Annotated in this window: 14 protein-coding genes; 6 read left to right on the top strand and 8 right to left on the bottom strand. The window is 61.7% G+C overall.

The features are described 5' to 3' along the window. Positions 1-90 precede the first annotated feature (90 nt). From HGP12_RS10980 to HGP12_RS10965, 4 genes are all read right to left on the bottom strand, one after another. A complete protein-coding gene (locus HGP12_RS10980; RefSeq protein WP_312862869.1) occupies positions 91-870 on the bottom strand; it encodes a TetR/AcrR family transcriptional regulator in 780 nt (259 codons plus the stop codon). 25 nt (positions 871-895) lie between these two features. Then, a complete protein-coding gene (locus HGP12_RS10975; protein WP_246703318.1) occupies positions 896-2,722 on the bottom strand; it encodes a M23 family metallopeptidase in 1,827 nt (608 codons plus the stop codon). A gap of 147 nt (positions 2,723-2,869) precedes the next feature. After that, complete coding sequence (locus HGP12_RS10970; RefSeq protein ID WP_168878753.1) at positions 2,870-4,228, bottom strand: Nramp family divalent metal transporter; 1,359 nt, start codon at positions 4,226-4,228, stop codon at positions 2,870-2,872. A 417-nt stretch (positions 4,229-4,645) separates the two neighbouring features. Further along, complete coding sequence (locus tag HGP12_RS10965; RefSeq protein WP_168839785.1) at positions 4,646-5,395, bottom strand: tryptophan 2,3-dioxygenase family protein; 750 nt, start codon at positions 5,393-5,395, stop codon at positions 4,646-4,648. A gap of 150 nt (positions 5,396-5,545) precedes the next feature. On the opposite strand from HGP12_RS10965, the gene HGP12_RS10960 reads away from it, so the two are divergent. Further along, positions 5,546-6,016: an Lrp/AsnC family transcriptional regulator gene (locus tag HGP12_RS10960; RefSeq protein WP_168839786.1), complete on the top strand. Its 471-nt coding sequence runs from the start codon at positions 5,546-5,548 to the stop codon at positions 6,014-6,016. Here HGP12_RS10960 and HGP12_RS10955 read toward each other — a convergent pair. Then, complete coding sequence (locus HGP12_RS10955) at positions 6,013-6,636, bottom strand: TetR family transcriptional regulator (protein ID WP_168839787.1); 624 nt, start codon at positions 6,634-6,636, stop codon at positions 6,013-6,015. The genes HGP12_RS10960 and HGP12_RS10955 overlap by 4 nt on opposite strands. Positions 6,637-6,837: 201 nt before the next feature. On the opposite strand from HGP12_RS10955, the gene HGP12_RS10950 reads away from it, so the two are divergent. Further along, on the top strand, positions 6,838-8,007 hold the full coding sequence (locus HGP12_RS10950) for an efflux RND transporter periplasmic adaptor subunit (RefSeq protein WP_168839788.1): 1,170 nt from the start codon (positions 6,838-6,840) through the stop codon (positions 8,005-8,007). Then, positions 8,007-11,165, top strand: a complete 3,159-nt coding sequence (locus HGP12_RS10945) for an efflux RND transporter permease subunit (protein WP_168839789.1) — start codon at positions 8,007-8,009, stop codon at positions 11,163-11,165. Before HGP12_RS10950 ends, HGP12_RS10945 begins: the two co-directional genes overlap by 1 nt. 104 nt (positions 11,166-11,269) lie before the next feature. Here the strand turns inward: HGP12_RS10945 and HGP12_RS10940 are convergent, their stop codons facing one another. Beyond that, entirely contained in the window at positions 11,270-11,884 is a 615-nt protein-coding gene (locus tag HGP12_RS10940) for a hypothetical protein (RefSeq protein WP_168839790.1), read from the bottom strand. A 323-nt stretch (positions 11,885-12,207) separates the two neighbouring features. Between HGP12_RS10940 and HGP12_RS10935 the strand changes: the two genes are divergently transcribed. Beyond that, complete coding sequence (locus HGP12_RS10935) at positions 12,208-12,360, top strand: hypothetical protein (protein ID WP_168839791.1); 153 nt, start codon at positions 12,208-12,210, stop codon at positions 12,358-12,360. Positions 12,361-12,381: 21 nt separating this feature from the next. On the opposite strand, the gene hutC is transcribed toward HGP12_RS10935, so the two are convergent. Further along, positions 12,382-13,101, bottom strand: a complete 720-nt coding sequence (gene hutC, locus HGP12_RS10930; RefSeq protein WP_168840075.1) for a histidine utilization repressor — start codon at positions 13,099-13,101, stop codon at positions 12,382-12,384. Positions 13,102-13,180: 79 nt separating this feature from the next. After that, positions 13,181-14,524, bottom strand: coding sequence for a formimidoylglutamate deiminase (locus tag HGP12_RS10925; RefSeq protein WP_168839792.1), 1,344 nt, complete (start codon positions 14,522-14,524; stop codon positions 13,181-13,183). Positions 14,525-14,625: 101 nt separating this feature from the next. Here HGP12_RS10925 and hutI point away from each other — a divergent pair, with 101 nt between their 5' ends. Both hutI and hutH read left to right on the top strand, forming a co-directional pair. Further along, positions 14,626-15,882 carry an imidazolonepropionase gene (gene hutI / locus HGP12_RS10920; RefSeq protein ID WP_168839793.1) on the top strand — a complete coding sequence of 419 codons (1,257 nt, stop codon included), beginning with the start codon at positions 14,626-14,628 and terminating at the stop codon, positions 15,880-15,882. Next, positions 15,879-17,414 (top strand): histidine ammonia-lyase, encoded by a 1,536-nt coding sequence (hutH, locus tag HGP12_RS10915; RefSeq protein WP_168839794.1) that lies wholly within the window; start codon positions 15,879-15,881, stop codon positions 17,412-17,414. The genes hutI and hutH overlap by 4 nt, the downstream gene beginning before the upstream one ends. Position 17,415: the final 1 nt, after the last annotated feature.

Here is a 17,415-nt window from a genome sequence, read left to right as displayed (position 1 = left end):
GGCCAGGCACAAGGCTACGACGGCGGTAGACGCGCCTGACGATTCGCGTTCAAAAAAACATATAGGAAGCATCCCGCCGATTATCAGGCCCTATGGCGTCGGCAATTTCGGCGCACCCCAGCGCAATCCATCCATCAACAGGCGCACGAGACGCCGGGCGCGATCGTGCCATTCCGGCGAATTGGGCATGGAATAGGCCCCCGTCAGGGCATGCAGCACGTCCGTGCTGTCGACATCGGCGCGGATCGAACCGGCGGCGACCGCTCTTTCGATCAGGCCGGCAAGTGCGACGGGCACCTTGCCGTAGCTGTCGGCGAAGAGCTTGGAGTTGCTGTTGACAAGAATGCGCAGGCTATCGGCCATGCCACGCTTGGTGGCAAGATATCCGACGAAGCGATGCATCCATTCCTCCAGGGCCTGATCGGGGGCAAGTTCGCCGGAGAGCGTCTCGGCCGCCGCGCATAGCGCCTCGACTTCGTGACGATAGACCACCTCCACGAGATGCTCGCGGCTGGGGAAATGGCGATAGAGCGTTCCGATCCCGACATTCGCCTGTCGTGCTATATCCTCCAGCGAGGCGGCGGTGCCGTGGCTCGCGAAGGCATGCGCCGCGACTTCGATCAGCATGTCGCGGTTGCGTTGCGCATCGGCGCGCAGACGCCTGCTTTCGCTTGGCAAGCGATCCTTCGGTTCCGGCAACGGCTTGCGCGCCAATGTCTGCTCCTTACAGATTGTCTTGTGGACGATTTCGGCATGCCTGTCATAGGCACGCGGCGATACCGTCTCTATGGCGATGTATCGGAGGATTGTTATCGCATTCGGCACCGACGCGCCATTGCCACCCGCGCGGAGCGCGAAATGGCGGCGCATAGACCGGCTTCTGGCTGGTTTACGGTTACGGCGTGCCGAAATGGTTCGGCCCGAAACTGGGTCCGAGGCTCGCGCCCAAATTCGGCCCCTGATCGAAGCTGGAAAAGGGTTCGGGCGGATTGTCGCGGGCCGGCGGAACATCGAGATAGCTCATGATGTTTTCGACGTGGCTGACCTGCGAGCGCAGGCTGTCGAGCGACTTGCCGGTGAGATTCGTGCCGGCCGGCAATTGCGCCGTCAGCGGGTTTTCATAGCGGCCGTTGACGCGCAGTTCATAATAGAGATGCGGGCCGGTGGAGTAGCCGGTCGACCCGACATAGGCGATGACTTGCCCCTGCGTGACGCGCTGGCCGACGCGTAAAGACTGCGGCGTTGCGGAGATATGGGCATAGGTGGTTTCATAGCCGCCGTCATGACGGATGCGGACATATTTGCCGTAGCCGGTTTCCCAGGAAATCTTCTCGACGATGCCGTCGCCGGCCGCCTGAATGGGGCTACCCATCGGCGCGCGGAAATCGACGCCGTTGTGGAATTTCTTCACGCCGAGAATGGGATGGATGCGCCAGGCAAAACCATCGCCGAGCGTGCCGTTCGGCACGGGGCGGTGTACGAGTGACTTAGCGACCGAGTGACCGCTTTCATCGTAGAATTCCGAGGAACCGTCGCCTCCGTCCCTATGCAGATAGAAGCGATGCGTGTCGCCATCGGCATGGAATTCGATGAACATAAGCTCGTTGCGGCCGTCATCCGACTTTCGGAAGAGGAGGTCGACGCTGTCGGGAGCGTCCTCGATGCTCGTCAGCGAAACGCCTTTGGTCTTGGCGAGCTTGATGAGCTGCAAGGCATATTCCTTGCTCAGGCCGGATCTCTCCAGCTTGGCGCTGACCGCAGCCTCGTCATTGCCGTCGACGTTCCTGAGATCGACCGCCGCTACTTCCGAAGAGGACGGCGCCTCGGCCTGACTTTCGCTATAGAGGGTCGAAAACAGGCTGTCGTTGGCCATCGGCACGAAGCCGTTGGCATCGTCGCGGGCAACGACCCGCTCCGGCGTTTTGTCGCCGCTGAGGCGGGCCATGATCAGTTTCGGGCGTGCGTGCGGACCCGTCTTCTCGAGCAGCAGTTCCAGGCTGTCGCCGGGCGAAACCGTATCGGTCTCCAGGGCGCGCTGCAGCTCGTCGCCGGCGTCGCTGCCGAGGCCCGCGGAAGCCAGGATGTCCTGCAGATCCTGCTTGTCCTTCGGCATGGAGACCAGTCGGTGGAATTCACGGCCCTGCTCGCCGGTCGTCGCCTTCGATACGCTGACGTTCAGCGGGACGCCGCGAACGGGGAAGCGCGAGCGGCGCACGGTGTCGTAATGCGTCGTTTGCGGGTAGATGCCGTCGCGGATATCCGAAAGCGACGGTGGCGAGAACATCTCATTGTCGGCACGCTCGCCGCCATAGGCGACATTGATCGCTTCGGCACCGTTGCGCGCACTTTCGGACTCGTCGGATTTGAAGACGAGCGTGGTGCGATGGTAGGTGAAGATGCGGGTTTCGCCGCTGGAGAGCTTTTCCGCAACCTGAGCGAAGCGAGCGCCGTCGAAACGCTGTTTTGCCGCCAACCGGCTGCCCTTGGGCATTGCAGGCTGGGGATGGGCGAGCTCCGCCGTGCGCATGGGCACGGCTTGTTCGATCGTATGACGCGCCAGCAGCGGATAGAGCACGGTGGCAAGCAGCCCAAAGGATGCGGTGCCCGCCAGGCCGATGGCGATCAGATGGCGCAGATGGGCGGAGCGCGGCAGAAATGGAATGTGAAAATCATGATGCGGCCGCGCCTGGATGGCAGCCTCTGCAGGAAATTGAACGCGCAATGGACTTTCGGCCATGAAGTGAGGAACCCTGCAGACTGCGGTGGGCCCAAACTAGGGCAAATCGTGGCGAAATCTAGGCAAGTATTACGAGTCAGTTAATTGTCGTGATCATCCACAGATCCAGATTCGCGCGTTCAAAATGATTCGTCAACCGAAGATGGTGTCGTAGAGCAGCTTGAAGTTCAGCAGCAGGATGATTGCCGCGACCGCCCAGGAAAGGACGGCAATGTTTCTGGATACGGTGAAACTGCCCATTTTCTCACGGTTCGTGACGAACTGGACCAGCGGGATGACCGCGAAAGGCAGCTGCATGGACAGGACAACCTGGCTCAGCACGAGGAGATTCGCGGTGCCCTTTTCACCATAGATGGCGGTTACGAACACAACCGGAATAATTGCGAGGCCGCGCGTCAAAAGCCGTCTTGCCCAGTGCGGAATTCGCAGCCGGAGAAAGCCTTCCATGACGATCTGGCCGGCAAGCGTCGCCGTGACGGTCGAGTTGAGGCCGGAGGCCAGCAGCGCCACAGCAAACAGTGTCGATGCGATGCCGAGGCCGAGCAGTGGCGACAGCAGCTCATATGCCTGACCGATCTCGGCGACATCGGAGTGGCCGGTGGTGTGGAAGGCGGCTGCTGCAACGATCAGGATGGCGGCATTGACGAACAGCGCCAGCATCAGTGCGACGGTGCTGTCGACGGTTGCCCATTTGATGGCGTCGCGGCGTCCTTCTTCCGTGCGCTTGTAGGCCCGCGTCTGCACGATCGAGGAGTGCAGGTAGAGGTTATGCGGCATGACTGTCGCGCCGATGATGCCCATGGCAATATAGAGCATTTGGTGATTGGTGACGATTTCGGGCGAGGGGATGAAGCCGTCGAGGATCGCTGCAACCGGCGGGGCGGCGGCGGCAATCTGGATGGCAAAACAGGTGGCAATGACGATCAGCAACGCGATGACGAAGGCTTCGAGGTAGCGGAAGCCCTTGTTCATCAGGAGGAGCAGCAGGAAGGCGTCAAGCGCGGTGATCAGCGCGCCGCCGATCAGCGGAATTCCGAAAAGCAGCTGCAGCGCGATTGCCGTGCCGATGACTTCCGCAAGGTCGCAAGCGATGATGGCGAGTTCGCAGGCGAACCAGAGCGCCAGGTTGACGGGTCGCGGATAGTGATCGCGACAGGCCTGGGCGAGGTCGCGGCCGGTGGCGATGCCGAGCCTGGCCGACAGTGCCTGCAGCAGGATCGCCATCAGGTTCGACAGCATGATGACGGCAAGCAGCGTATAGCCGAACTGCGCCCCGCCGGTGAGATCCGTCGCCCAGTTGCCGGGGTCCATGTACCCGACGGAGATCATATAGCCTGGGCCGAGGAAGGCGATCAGGCGCCGGATCCAGCTGCCGGCATCAGGAACCTTAACAGTCGAATTGACTTCCGGAAGGCTCGGGCGGTCGTCCTCGTCACGGCTCGCGAACTTCCATGTGCGTTCCTGCGTGGCGGCTTCCTGAAATTGCGTCATGCGGGGCTCCGGGGGGAGGATCGGATTTTGAAGTTACTAATTAAATATGCCAGGTAACAAATTTATGCAATAGGCTATATTTCATGGTTTTTACATTTCATAGGACCAAAATGCCAATTTCCTGGCCCTTGTGGCAGGGCGTCGGGGCCAGTGTCGGAGGCAACCGGGTGATTTGCTCGATGGGGAAAGGAGTCCGTCCGGCTTGACCGTTACGACGGGGAAGACGGTGCCCCGGTCGCCCCGCGCATCAACCGATTGCGGGCCGAATGCTTGCAAGGGATCGGGATCGCAACATCCTCGGCAGCGTTTGCCGAGCGGATAGTGACCATGGGGCTATCCGAGGAACCTGGGTCTACCAGTCATCGAAGGCCTTCCGCTTGAAATCGGCGGCAGCGGAAGGCAGTTTCCATTCAGCGCCTATTCGGCGGCGTCGTGGTTGGAAATGGAATCGCGGACGACACCGTATTCGCTGCCCCAGCGATCGGTCATTTCGGCGCGGATGTCCCAGAGATCCGGAAAGAAGCGATGGCGCGTGCCGGCCTGCAAAAGGTCGACCGGGCGGCCTTTCAGCGATTTCGAGCCGAGGCCGATGGAGCGCTGGATCAGGTAGATATGGTTGGCGCGGAATTTCTGGAACAGCTCGTCATATTCCACCAGCGCCTCGGCGACCACGTAGCTGTCGCCATGATCGTATTTCCCATCATAGATGTCCGCGACCGTCAGGCCGGCGGCGTCGAGATAGTTCGCCTTGAAGGCGTGCCAGAGATCGGGCGGCATGCGCAGCAGGAATTTGAATCCCGGCGATTCCTGTCCGCTGCCATTGCCGAGCTGCAGACGGATTTGCTGATATTCCTTCGGCGACATGGTTTCCAGAAGGTCGAGCTGCGCCGTCATCATGCGCATGATCCGGTGCACGCGGCCCATCAGCGTGACGACGCGATGCGTGTTGCGCTCCTCCATGAAGGCGATGACGTCGACCAGCGTGTAGGCCATGAGCTTCATCCAGAGCTCTTCCACCTGATGCACGATCTGGAACTGCAGTTCGTCGCCGTTGACCATGCCGCCGAGCGGCTTCTGGCAGGCGAGCAGCTTGTCGCATTGCAGGTAAACGCCATAGTCGCGCATTTCGGGCGCTTCGATGCGCGCGTAATAGTCTTTCTTCTGCATCCTCGTTCCCTTTGTTCCGGCCCTCGACCGCCAAGCATGTTTGCTCTTCCTGCAGGATACGAAATTTCGGCTTGAACATTGTTCCTATTTGTCATCCAAAATCGCGGAAATAGAGTACGATCGACAAGTTTTTACGCGACGGAGAGAACGATGGATTTAGACGCTTTGGATCACAAGATCATCGCCGCCCTCGAGGCCGATGCCCGCATTTCGTTCGCGGCGCTTGCCGATCTCGCCGGTCTCAGCAAGACGCCTTGCTGGAAACGGGTGAAGGCGCTGGAGGAGGCTGGCGTGATCAGGGGGTACAGGGCGCTTCTCGACCCCGCCCGTCTCGGCTTCGGCCTGGAGGCTTTCGTGCAGGTTTCGATCGATGTCGAGCGCTTCGATGTTTTCGAAGCCGCCGTCCGCCGACATCCACTGATCTGGCGCTGCCATGCGACGACGGGGGAGGCGGATTATCTCCTTCATATCCTGGCCACAGACATGGCTGCCCTCGATCGGCTGTTGCGGCAGGAGCTGAACAGGCTGCCCGGCGTCAGGCATACGGTGACCTCGATGTCGACGCGGGAAATCAAGTCGGACATTTCTCTGGCCGAGGCCACGCGGCACGCAGGCGCCTAATTAGAGGTTTCACCGCGCATGGAGTGGATCAGGCTGCGGACTAGCCGCTCGCCCACGTCGACCAGCGGGAAGGATTTCCCCGAGCGAAGCCATTCGGCAAGAAGGCCATTCATCGAGCACTGGATGGCCCGGGCGGCGGCATCGGCGGTCCATAGCGGCGCAAGCCGGCTCCGTTCATCCGCCATCTCGATCAGTTTCTGCAACTTGCCGAACATTTCGGCATTGGCCGTGACGATCCGCTGGGCCGCGTCGGACAGGTGTTCCGTAAACTCGCAGCCGAGGATCATGATGGCGAAGACGCGCTGCTGATGCTCATCATTCACCAGAATCTGCAGGACTTCGATTGTGGCGTTCTCGATCAGGCCGAGGGGATCGTCATGGCCATGAGCAATCGCATAATCGACGATCGTCTCCTGCGGCAGGCGGATCTCCCTATGCAGTGCCGTCAGGACCTCGGCCTTGTCCTTGAAATGCCAGTAGATCGCACCGCGCGTTACGCCTGCGCGCTGGGCGATCTTTTCGAGGCTCGAGCCGCTGACGCCGTTTTCGTAGAAAATCTCGGCGGCGGCGGCGAGGACTTCCTCGCGGGTCCTGGCCGCATCTTCCTTGGTTCTGCGCATGCGCCTCCTCGAACTTCCGCGGGCGAAAAGGGGTATTTCGCCGCGCGCTATATATCTGATTTCATGCGGTAATATCTGAAACCTGCATGCGGTTCGCGATATTCGGCACGAAAGTCACGTCGATTTGATGTTTACAATCATTCATGTATGTTTGTATATTGCGGCGCAATAAAAAATGTTGAATCTCGCGGTGATTTTCCCATGACGACGCATCGTTCCCTCCTCCTGCGCAGCAGCCTCGTTGTCGCCGGACTGCTTATCTTCAGCGCATTCCCCTCCCTCGCGCAACAGGCCGCACAGATGCCGCCGCCGCAGGTGACAGCCATTGACGTCAAGCCGCAGACCGTATCGCTGACCTACGAATATGCTGCGCGCATCTCCGCCTTTAGGCAAGTCGATGTGCGGGCACGTGTCGGCGGTATCCTGTTGAAAAGGAACTTTATTGAGGGCGCCGAGGTCAAGGCGGGCGATGTGCTCTTCCTGATCGATCCGGCGACCTACCAGGCAGCGCTGGCCCAGGCTCAGGCACAATTGCAGCAAAGCCAGGCTCAGTTGGCGCAAGGGCAGCGCGAGGAAAAGCGCAACGTCACGCTGTTCGAGCAGAACGCGGTCACGCAGAAGGCGCGCGACGACGCGATTTCCACGCGGCAGCTGGCGGAGGCGGCCGTTGCCGCCGCGCAGGCGCAGGTCCAGACGGCGCAGCTCAATCTCGACTATACCAAGGTCACCGCACCGGTCGGCGGCATCACCAGCCTCGAGCAGGTGTCCGAGGGAAGCCTGATCGGCACGACGGGCGATACCGGCCTGCTCACCAGCATCACGCAGCTCGATCCGGTCTACGTCAATTTCTCGTTCTCGGATTCCGAGGCGGCAGAAGTGCGCCGATTGATCGACATGAAAAAGGCCAAGGGCGAGGCGCCCAATCTCGGCGTCAAGATCTCTTTCGGCGACGGCACGTCCTATGATCATGACGGCGTCGTCGACTTCACCTCCTCCACGATCGACGTGTCGACCGGCACGCTGCAGGCCCGCGCCGTGGTCGACAATCCCGACCGCCGGCTGCTGCCGGGCCAGTTCGTGCGTGCGAAGGTGACGGGCGTTTCGCTCGATAACGCCATCACGATCCCCGAAGTGGCGCTGATGCAGAGCCCGCAGGGACAGTTCGTCTATACGATCGATCAGGAAGGCAAGGCGCACGTCAATCCGGTGACGCTCGGCCAGAAGATCGGCAGCAGCTGGCTGGTGCTGTCCGGTCTCAAGGCCGGCGACAGACTGATCACCGAAGGCATCATCAAGGTGCGCCCCGGCGCCCCGGTGCAGGCGACGGCGGATGCAACGCCTAAGGACGCGAAGAAGGTGGCGCAGAACTGATGTTGGGCAACAGATTCTTCATCGACCGCCCCGTTTTCGCGGCGGTGATCTCGATCGTCATTCTGCTCGCAGGCGCCGTCTGCCTGCGCATCCTGCCGATCGCACAATATCCGGAACTGACGCCGCCGCAGGTCGTGGTCACCGCGACCTATCCGGGCGCCAGCGCCGAGACCGTGGCGCAGACCGTTGCCGCTCCGCTCGAGCAGCAGATCAACGGCGTCGAAAACATGCTCTACATGCAGTCGACGAACTCCAACAGCGGCGCGATGCAGATCACGGTGACCTTCGCGCTCGGCACGGATCCTGACCAGGCGGCGATCAACGTCAACAACCGCGTGCAGCGGGCGGTTTCGACCCTGCCGCAGGACGTGACGCGCCTCGGCGTCGTCGTCACCAAGCGTTCGACCTCGATCCTCGGCTTCGTGGCGATGTATTCGACCGACAGCCGCTATGACCGCGCCTATGTCGGCAATTACGCCCTGCTCAACGTCATCGACGACCTTAAGCGCATTCCCGGCATCGGCGACGTCAACCTGCTCGGCGATGTTGACTATTCGATGCGCATCTGGCTGCGGCCGGACAAGCTGGCGCAATACAATCTGACGCCAAGCGATGTCGCGACCGCCATTCAGGAGCAGAATTCGCAGTTCGCCGCCGGCCGTTTTGGTGATCAGCCCAGCAACAATCCGCAGGCCTTTACCTATACGGTGACGACACAAGGGCGCCTGCCCGATGTCGATGCCTTCGGCGAAATCATCCTGCGTTCGACCGCCAACGCCGCGACGCTCCGGCTGAAGGACGTGGCGCGCATCGAGCTCGGCACCAAGAGCTATTCGGTGCAGAGCAGCCTGAACGGCACGCCGGCGATCCCGATCGCCGTCTATCTGCAGCCGGGCGCCAATGCCTTGAATACGATGGCTGCGCTGAAGTCGCGCCTCGACGAGCTGCAGAAGTCCTTCCCGCAGGGTGTCGCCTACCAGATCCCCTATGACACGACGAAGTTCATCCAGGTATCGATCGAGGAAGTGGTCAAGACCTTCATCGAAGCTATCCTGCTCGTCATCATCGTCGTCTTCGTCTTCCTGCAGAACTGGCGGGCGACGCTGATCCCCGTCATCGCCGTGCCGATCTCGATCATCGGCACCTTTGCCGGAATGTATATACTCGGCTTCTCGATCAACCTGCTGACGCTGTTCGGGCTGGTGCTCGCGATCGGTATCGTCGTCGACGACGCCATCGTGGTGCTTGAAAACGTCGAGCGCCTGATGTCGACCGAGAAACTGTCGCCAAGAAAGGCGGCCATCAAGGCGATGGGCGAAGTGACTGGTCCGGTCATCGCCATCGTGCTGGTGCTTTGCGCCGTCTTCATCCCGGTCTCCTTCATGGGCGGGCTGGCGGGCCAGATGTACAAGCAGTTCGCCGTCACCATCGCGATCTCGGTCATTCTGTCCGGCATCGTGGCGCTGACGCTGACACCGGCGCTCTGCGCGCTGATCCTGAAGCCCGGCCATCATGAGCCAGCCTTGCCGTTCCGCATCTTCAACCGCGCCTTCGAGCGGCTGACGGAGGGGTATGCCGCAGGCGTCGCTTTCTTCCTGAAGCGCGTCATCGTCGGCTGCGTGCTGGTTGCCGGCCTGCTCGGCGTGACCGGCTATCTCTTCTATACGCTGCCGGGATCGCTGGTGCCGGACGAGGACCAGGGCTCGCTGTTCCAGATCGCCATCCTGCCGCCGGCCGCTTCGCTGACGCGCACGCAGGCCGTCATGGATGAGGCGCTCGTCAACACCGAGAAGCTGCCCGGCGTCGAGAACGTCTTTGCGGTCTCTGGCTTCGACCTGCTGTCGGGGGGCCTGAAGAGCAGCGCCGGCGTCGCCTTCGTGACGCTGAAGGACTGGAGCGAGCGCAAGACGCCCGAGCTCGACGCCCGCAATCTCGCAGGCCCGATGATCGGCGCCAATATGGGCATCAAGGATGCCATGGTGCTTGCCTTTAACCCGCCGCCGATCCAGGGTCTGTCGACAACGGGCGGTTTCGAAGTCTATGTGCAGGATCGCAGCGGCAAGGGCGTCGCAGGGCTTTCCGAACAGGCGCAGAAGCTTGTGGCGGCCGCTTCCAAGCGGCCGGAGCTTGCGGGTGTGCGCACCACGCTCGACACCAACGTGCCGCAGTTCCGCGCCGATCTCGACCGCGAGAAGGCCAAGGCGCTCGGCGTGCCGATCAACTCGGTCTTCGATGCCATGCAAGCGACCTTCGGCAGCCTCTACGTCAACGACTTCACGCTCTACGGCCGTAACTATCAGGTCAACCTGCAGTCGGAAGCGCCGTTCCGCGAATCGCCTGACGATCTGCGCCAGGTCTTCGTGCGCTCGGACAGCGGTAAGATGATTCCGCTCGATACGCTCATCAAGGTGACGCGCACCATCGGTCCCGATCAGCTCGAACGCTATAACGCCTTCAACGCCGCCAAGGTCACCGGCAACCCGGCGCCCGGCTATACGTCAGGCGATGCGATCAAGGCCATGCAGCAGGTGGCGGCCGAGACCTTGCCGGAGGGCTTCCAGATCGCCTGGACTGGCTCCGCCTACCAGGAGCTGGAAACCAGCGGCGCCGGCACGCAGGCGATGATCTTCGGCATCATCATGGTGTTCCTGATCCTCGCCGCGCAGTATGAAAAGTGGAGCCTGCCACTTGCCGTCATCACCGCGATCCCGTTTGCGCTGTTCGGTGCATTGCTTGCCACCTATCTGCGCGGGCTCACCAACGACGTCTATTTCCAGATCGGTATGGTGACGCTGATCGGCCTGGCGGCAAAGAACGCCATCCTGATCGTCGAGTTCGCCGTGCTGAAGCGCAAGGATGGCATGAGTGCGGCCGAGGCGGCGCTCGAGGCGGCGCGGCTGCGCTTCCGCCCGATCGTCATGACCTCGCTCGCCTTCATCCTCGGTGTCGTGCCACTGGCGATCAGCACCGGCGCCGGCTCGGCCAGCCGCCATGCGATCGGCACCGGCGTCATCGGCGGCATGCTGGCGGCGACCTTCATCGCCACCTTCTTCATTCCGATGTTTTATCGCCTGATCGCCTGGAAGCAGCCGAAGCCGGTGGAAGATGACGAGGATGATGCGATCGATCATCGCCCGCATGCGCAGGCGGCAGAATAGGGTTTCCCGACCATTCGCCACGTATCAAGAAAACAGGCGGATCGCAGCATTGCGGTCCGCCTGTTTTCGTTAAGTGATAAAGTCAGCCAATGACCCTGCGGCCATCACATCGGCGGCACGGTGCCGTTGAGGCCGACGGCGATGCGGTCGGCAGAGACTGTGGAATCGGCGTTGCGTTCGCCTGTTATGAAGACGCCGGCGCCGAGCTTCAGATCGGCTTTCGTCGCCGATGTCAGCGTCACGACGGGCGTGCCCTTGGGAATGTTGATCTTGCGTTCGCCGCCCTTGTAGGTGAGCGTCAATGTCGGACCGTCGACGGAGGTCACGGCATTGGCGACCGTGGCATTGGTCATCGAGCCGTTCGGCGCCGAATCCCAGGGGCGGTCGCCTTCGCCGGTTCCCTTCATCGAGGCCGGGAAGATAACCACTTCTATGGCGCCGTTGATGCCGCTGTCGGTCGGCTGCGAGGCGATGCCGACGAAATCGCCGGGCTTGATGTCGCCGACGGCCGCCTGGACGACGCCGCCGACGTTGCCACCGGATTTCAGCGCGACCGTCACGTCGCTACCATCTCGAGACCTCACCTTGAGAGTGTCGCCATCGAGGCTTTCCACGGTGCCGCGCACTTTCACGCGCTCGGCGGCATTGGCACTTTGCAGCGCGGCAAGCATGGCGACGGAAAGCGTCAGCGCAGCCGTGATCAGACGTTTGCGATGCATGGGTATTAACTCCCTTGATATACCGGCCGAGCGATCTATCGGTCGTCTTTGGTATGGAGACTATGGAGGGTTGAAATTGATCGGCAGCAGGCTGCGCAATGAGATTGCGCCATCTGCATCACGATGCTAGGCGCCGCTTTCATCACTCGCCACTCAAACAAGCGTGAGATGGTCATGTCCTCCGGCGCGGCCAGAAATTCTTGGAAAAGGCCGGATATTTCCCGGAACATCAAGCATTGCTTAACATTTACCGTTAGACTGCGCTGGTTATCTCGAATTCCCTATCGCGCTTTTGCGCTGGGCTGGGGAGATTGGAGAACGAAATGACCGCGATTCGTCCACTTTTGATCGGAATCCTCCTGATTCTGGCACTGGTTCTGATTGCGCTCAGCATCCTGCTGGTCGATCCCGCCCAGCCCGTCCGTCAATCCGAAAGCCTCATTCCGCCGCCGACGGAATCCCCGCCGCGCCCTTAAGGGCAATGCCGGGAAAAAGGGTCAGCTTGCCGGCGTAAACCGAGCGACCAGGCTGTGACGGTCACCGGGATAGGTGAGGCGGACATGGGTGATCGGGCCGGCCGCGCTCCAGGTGCGTCGTTCGACCACGAGACAGGCCGTGCCTTTCTGAACGTCAAGGTTTGCGGCAGCGTCGCCCTCGACCGATATGGCGCGGATCTGGTGTTCGGCGGTGCTCCACGGCACCTGGTTCAACAGCCAGGGACCGGGGGGCAGGGTCTGGAAATCCGCCTTCGTCGCATCCGGCACAGCATCGAGATTGATAACGCGATCTTCCAGGCAGAAGGGGCGTGGGCCGGCGTAATGGATGCAGGTGATCTCCACCACGGAGACTGAGCCGACGAATTGCAGCCGATGCGCGTCTTCAGGCCGTCCGCGCCGCTCCGCTAGCTTTATCAGCCGATGCGAATAGGGCAGGCCGAGCGACAGGACCTCGGATTCGATGTCGTGGATCTCAAGCACGGCGGATTGGGCCTGCGGATGCGTGACGAAACTGCCCGAACGCTTGCGCCGCTCGATCAAGCCGGCGCGCGCAAGCTGGGTCAGCACCTTGTTCACCGTCATGCGCGAGCAATCATATTGATCCGCCAATTCCAGTTCGAATGGAATGCGATGTCCCGGCGGCCAGGCGCCGGAGACGATCTGGCCCTCGATATCGGTGAGGATGCGCTGATGCAGGGTCGCATCTTTGCTCGTGGTCATACCGCCCATCTGTTCCGTGAAAGACATGGAATTTCCCGCAAGTTATTTAGGGGGCAATCAATGGGAGGAAAAGCGGTATTTACGCAATGAGTTCAGCCATCGTCTTGCGGAATTGCGCCGAGATTGCCTCGCGCTTGATATGACGACCGCCTTCGACATGCTTGCGACCTAGCGCCCAGACTCCATCGACCTTGACGCCGCCGGCAAATGTCCAGTGATCGAGAATGCGGTCGCCGGAGAGATAGGGTGCCGCACTCGCATCGAGCGAAACGATGTCGGCATGATTGCCGACGGCAAGGCCCGTTGGCGCTTTCAGAGCCGCGCCGCCACCAGCCAATGCGCCGTCGAACAGCATGCGGGCGGTGGAGCCGCCGGTCGTTGCGATGACGTTGCGGGCGCGCAGCGCCAGGCGCTGCGAATATTCGAGCTGCCGCAACTCTTCCGGCACCGAAATCAGGATGTTGGAATCCGAGCCGACGCCATAGCGGCCGCCTTCTTCCAGGAAGAGAGGTGCCGCGAAGACGCCGTCGCCGAGATTGGCTTCAGTGATCGGGCAGAGGCCGGCAATCGCGCCACTTCTGGCCATGCGCCGGGTTTCGTCCTCGGTCATGTGCGTGGCGTGGATCAGGCACCAGCGCTCATTCATCGGCGCGTTATCGAGCAGCCATTGCACCGGGCGGGCACCCGACCAGGCGATGCAGTCTTCCACTTCCTTCACCTGCTCGGCGACATGGATATGGATCGGCCCGTCGCCGGCGATCGGCACGAGCTTTGCGAGCTCTTCCGGCGTGACTGCACGCAGGCTGTGCGGCGCAATGCCGAGCTCTGCGCCGGGCAAGCGGCTGGTGACCGTACGGCAGCCGGCCATCAGCGCTTCGAAGCTTTCGATCGAATTGATGAAGCGGCGTTGGCCGTCGATAGGAGCGGCACCACCGAAGCCGGAGTGAGCGTAGAAGACGGGCAGCAGCGTCAGCGCAATGCCGGTTTCGGCGCTGGCGGCGCCGATGCGTTCCGCCAGTTCGGCGATATTGGCATAATGGCTGCCGTCCTTGTCATGGTGCAGATAGTGGAATTCGCCGACGCGAGAGAAACCAGCTTCCAGCATCTCCATATAAAGCTGCGCGGCGACAGCCTCGACATGATCGGGGGTCATCGACAGGGCGAATTTGTACATGACGGTGCGCCAGCTCCAGAAGCTGTCGTTGGCCGGGCCGCGGACTTCGGCAAGGCCGGCCATGGCGCGCTGGAAGGCGTGACTGTGCAGGTTCGGCATGGCGGGGACGAGAATATCTTGTCTATTGTCGCCGCTTGCGGGTGCGACGTCGGTTGCGATCTCGGCGATCCGGCCGCCCTCGAGGGTCAATCGCACATTCTCGTGCCATCCGTCGCCAAGCAAAGCCGTGCGTGCATGAAGTATCGTCATGGTCTCACTCTTTCCTTTCGGACACGGAGTCCAAAATCCCTCTTGTCAGCCTTTCGATTATGTATATACATTATGAGCCAGCGAGGAAAGGCGTAAAGCTGATGGGTGGGAACAATTTTTCCGAAGACGGCAGGGAAAGCGGCGCGGTAAGCTGCGTGTGGCGCAATGCCCGCCTCGCAACCTTGAAAGAGGGCGAGGTCCGGCTGGGCACGATCGAGACGGGTGCGATCGTGACCAAGGACGGCCGTATCGTCTTCGCCGGCCATGAAGCCGACCTGCCCGATACCTCCGGTGCCGAAACGATCGATCTCGAGGGACGCTGGGTGACGCCGGGGCTCGTCGACTGCCATACGCATATCGTCTATGGCGGCAATCGTGCCCGCGAATTCGAAATGCGGCTGGAGGGTGCCACTTATGAAGAAATCGCCCGTGCCGGCGGTGGCATCGTCTCCTCTGTCAATGCGACCCGCGCGCTCTCTTTGGACGAACTCGTCGCCGTTGCGCTGCCGCGTCTCGATACACTGCTTTCGGAAGGTGTGACGACCATCGAAGTGAAGTCGGGTTATGGTCTCAGCATCGAATCCGAACTGAAAATGCTGCGCGCCGCGCGCAAGCTCGGCGAAGCTCGCCCGGTTCGCGTCATCACCTCCTATCTCGGCGCGCACGCCACGCCGGGCGACTACAAGGGCCGCAACGGCGACTATATTACTGATGTCGTGCTGCCCGGTCTCAGCCAAGCCCATGCTGAAGGGCTCGTCGATGCCGTCGACGGCTTCTGTGAGGGCATTGCCTTTTCGACGGCGGAGATCGCCCGCGTCTTCGATCTGGCCAAGTCCCTCGGCATCCCCATGAAACTGCACGCCGAGCAGCTCTCCAATCTCGGCGGCGCCAAGCTTGCTGCCTCCTATGGCGCGCTATCGGCCGATCACGTCGAGTATCTCGACGAGGATGGCGTCAAGGCAATGGCTGCTTCCGGCACGGTTGCCGTGCTTCTTCCCGGTGCCTTCTACGCTATCCATGAAAAACAGAAGCCGCCGGTCCAGGCGTTGCGCGATGCCGGCGTGCCGATCGCGATCGCGACGGACTGCAATCCCGGCACGTCGCCGCTGACCTCGATGCTTCTGACCATGAACATGGCCGCGACGCTCTTTGGTCTGACCGTGGAAGAATGCATTGCCGGCGCAACGCGTGAAGGCGCGCGTGCACTTGGGCAGCTCGCCGAGACAGGCACGCTCGTAGCCGGCAAGTCGGCTGATTTCGCCATCTGGGATGTCGAAAGCATTGCGGAGCTCGTCTACCGCATCGGCTTCAATCCCCTTCATGCTCATGTCTTCAAGGGAAAAAGGTTCAACCGATGACTATCGTTCTCCATCCCGGCTCCGTGACGCTGCAGCAACTGGCGACAATCTATTGGACTGGTGAGCCGGCTAAACTTGACGCTTCTTTCGACGCTGGTATCGCTAAGGCCGCAGCCCGCATTGCTGAAATCGCGGCTGGTAACGCGCCGGTCTATGGGATCAATACCGGCTTCGGCAAACTGGCGTCGATCAAGATCGACAGCGCCGATGTCGCCACGCTTCAGCGCAATCTCATCCTCTCGCATTGCTGCGGTGTCGGCCAGCCGCTGCCTGAGAATGTCGTTCGTTTGATCATGTCGCTGAAGCTCGTTTCGCTCGGTCGGGGTGCGTCCGGCGTGCGGCTGGAGCTGGTGCGGCTGATCGAAGGCATGCTCGAAAAGGGCGTCGTGCCCGTCATCCCCGAAAAGGGCTCCGTCGGCGCATCGGGCGATCTCGCGCCGCTCGCCCATATGACCGCCGTGATGATGGGCCATGGCGAGGCCTTCTACGCCGGAGAGCAGCTCTCCGGCGCGGCAGCGCTCGAAAAGGCCGGCCTGACGCCGGTCGTGCTTGCCGCCAAGGAAGGGCTTGCGCTGATCAACGGTACGCAGGTGTCGACCGGCCTTGCGCTTGCCGGTCTCTTCCGCGCCCATCGCGCCGCCCAGTCCGCCCTCATCACCGGCGCCATGTCGACGGATGCGGCCATGGGCTCCTCGGCGCCGTTCCATCCCGACATTCATACATTGCGTGGCCACAAGGGCCAGATCGATACTGCCGCCGCCCTTCGCGGCCTGCTCGCCGGCTCCGTGATTCGCCAGAGCCATATAGAAGGCGACGAGCGCGTGCAGGATCCCTATTGCATTCGCTGCCAGCCGCAGGTGGATGGCGCTTGCCTCGACCTTCTGCGTTCCGTCGGCCGCACCCTCGAAATCGAAGCCAATGCCGTCACCGACAATCCGCTCGTGCTTTCGGACAATTCCGTCGTTTCCGGCGGCAACTTCCATGCCGAGCCCGTCGCTTTCGCCGCCGACCAGATCGCCATCGCCGTCTGCGAAATCGGCGCGATCGCACAGCGTCGTATCGCACTGCTGGTCGATCCGGCGCTGAGCTATGGCCTCCCCGCCTTCCTCGCTAAGAAGCCGGGCCTGAACTCCGGCCTGATGATTGCCGAAGTGACCTCGGCGGCCCTGATGTCCGAAAACAAGCAGATGTCGCACCCGGCTTCGGTCGACTCGACGCCGACCTCCGCCAACCAGGAAGACCATGTGTCCATGGCCTGCCACGGTGCACGTCGCCTGCTTCAAATGACTGAAAACCTCTTCGGCATTATCGGCATCGAGGCGCTGACCGCCGCGCAGGGCGTCGAGCTGCGCGCACCGCTGACGACCAGCCCGGAACTGACCCTGGCCATTGCTTCGATCCGCGCCGCCGTCTCTTCGCTGGAAGAGGACCGCTACATGGCAAACGACCTGAAAGCCGCCGCAGACCTCATTGCCTCCGGCGCACTCAATGCCTCGATTTCAACCGACATCCTGCCCTCCCTGGAGATGTGAC

Source organism: Rhizobium sp. P28RR-XV, from assembly GCF_012641385.1.
Classification (GTDB): Bacteria; Pseudomonadota; Alphaproteobacteria; order Rhizobiales; family Rhizobiaceae; genus Rhizobium.
Note: the sequence above shows the minus strand (reverse complement) of the source record. Positions and strands in the feature narration are given on the sequence as shown.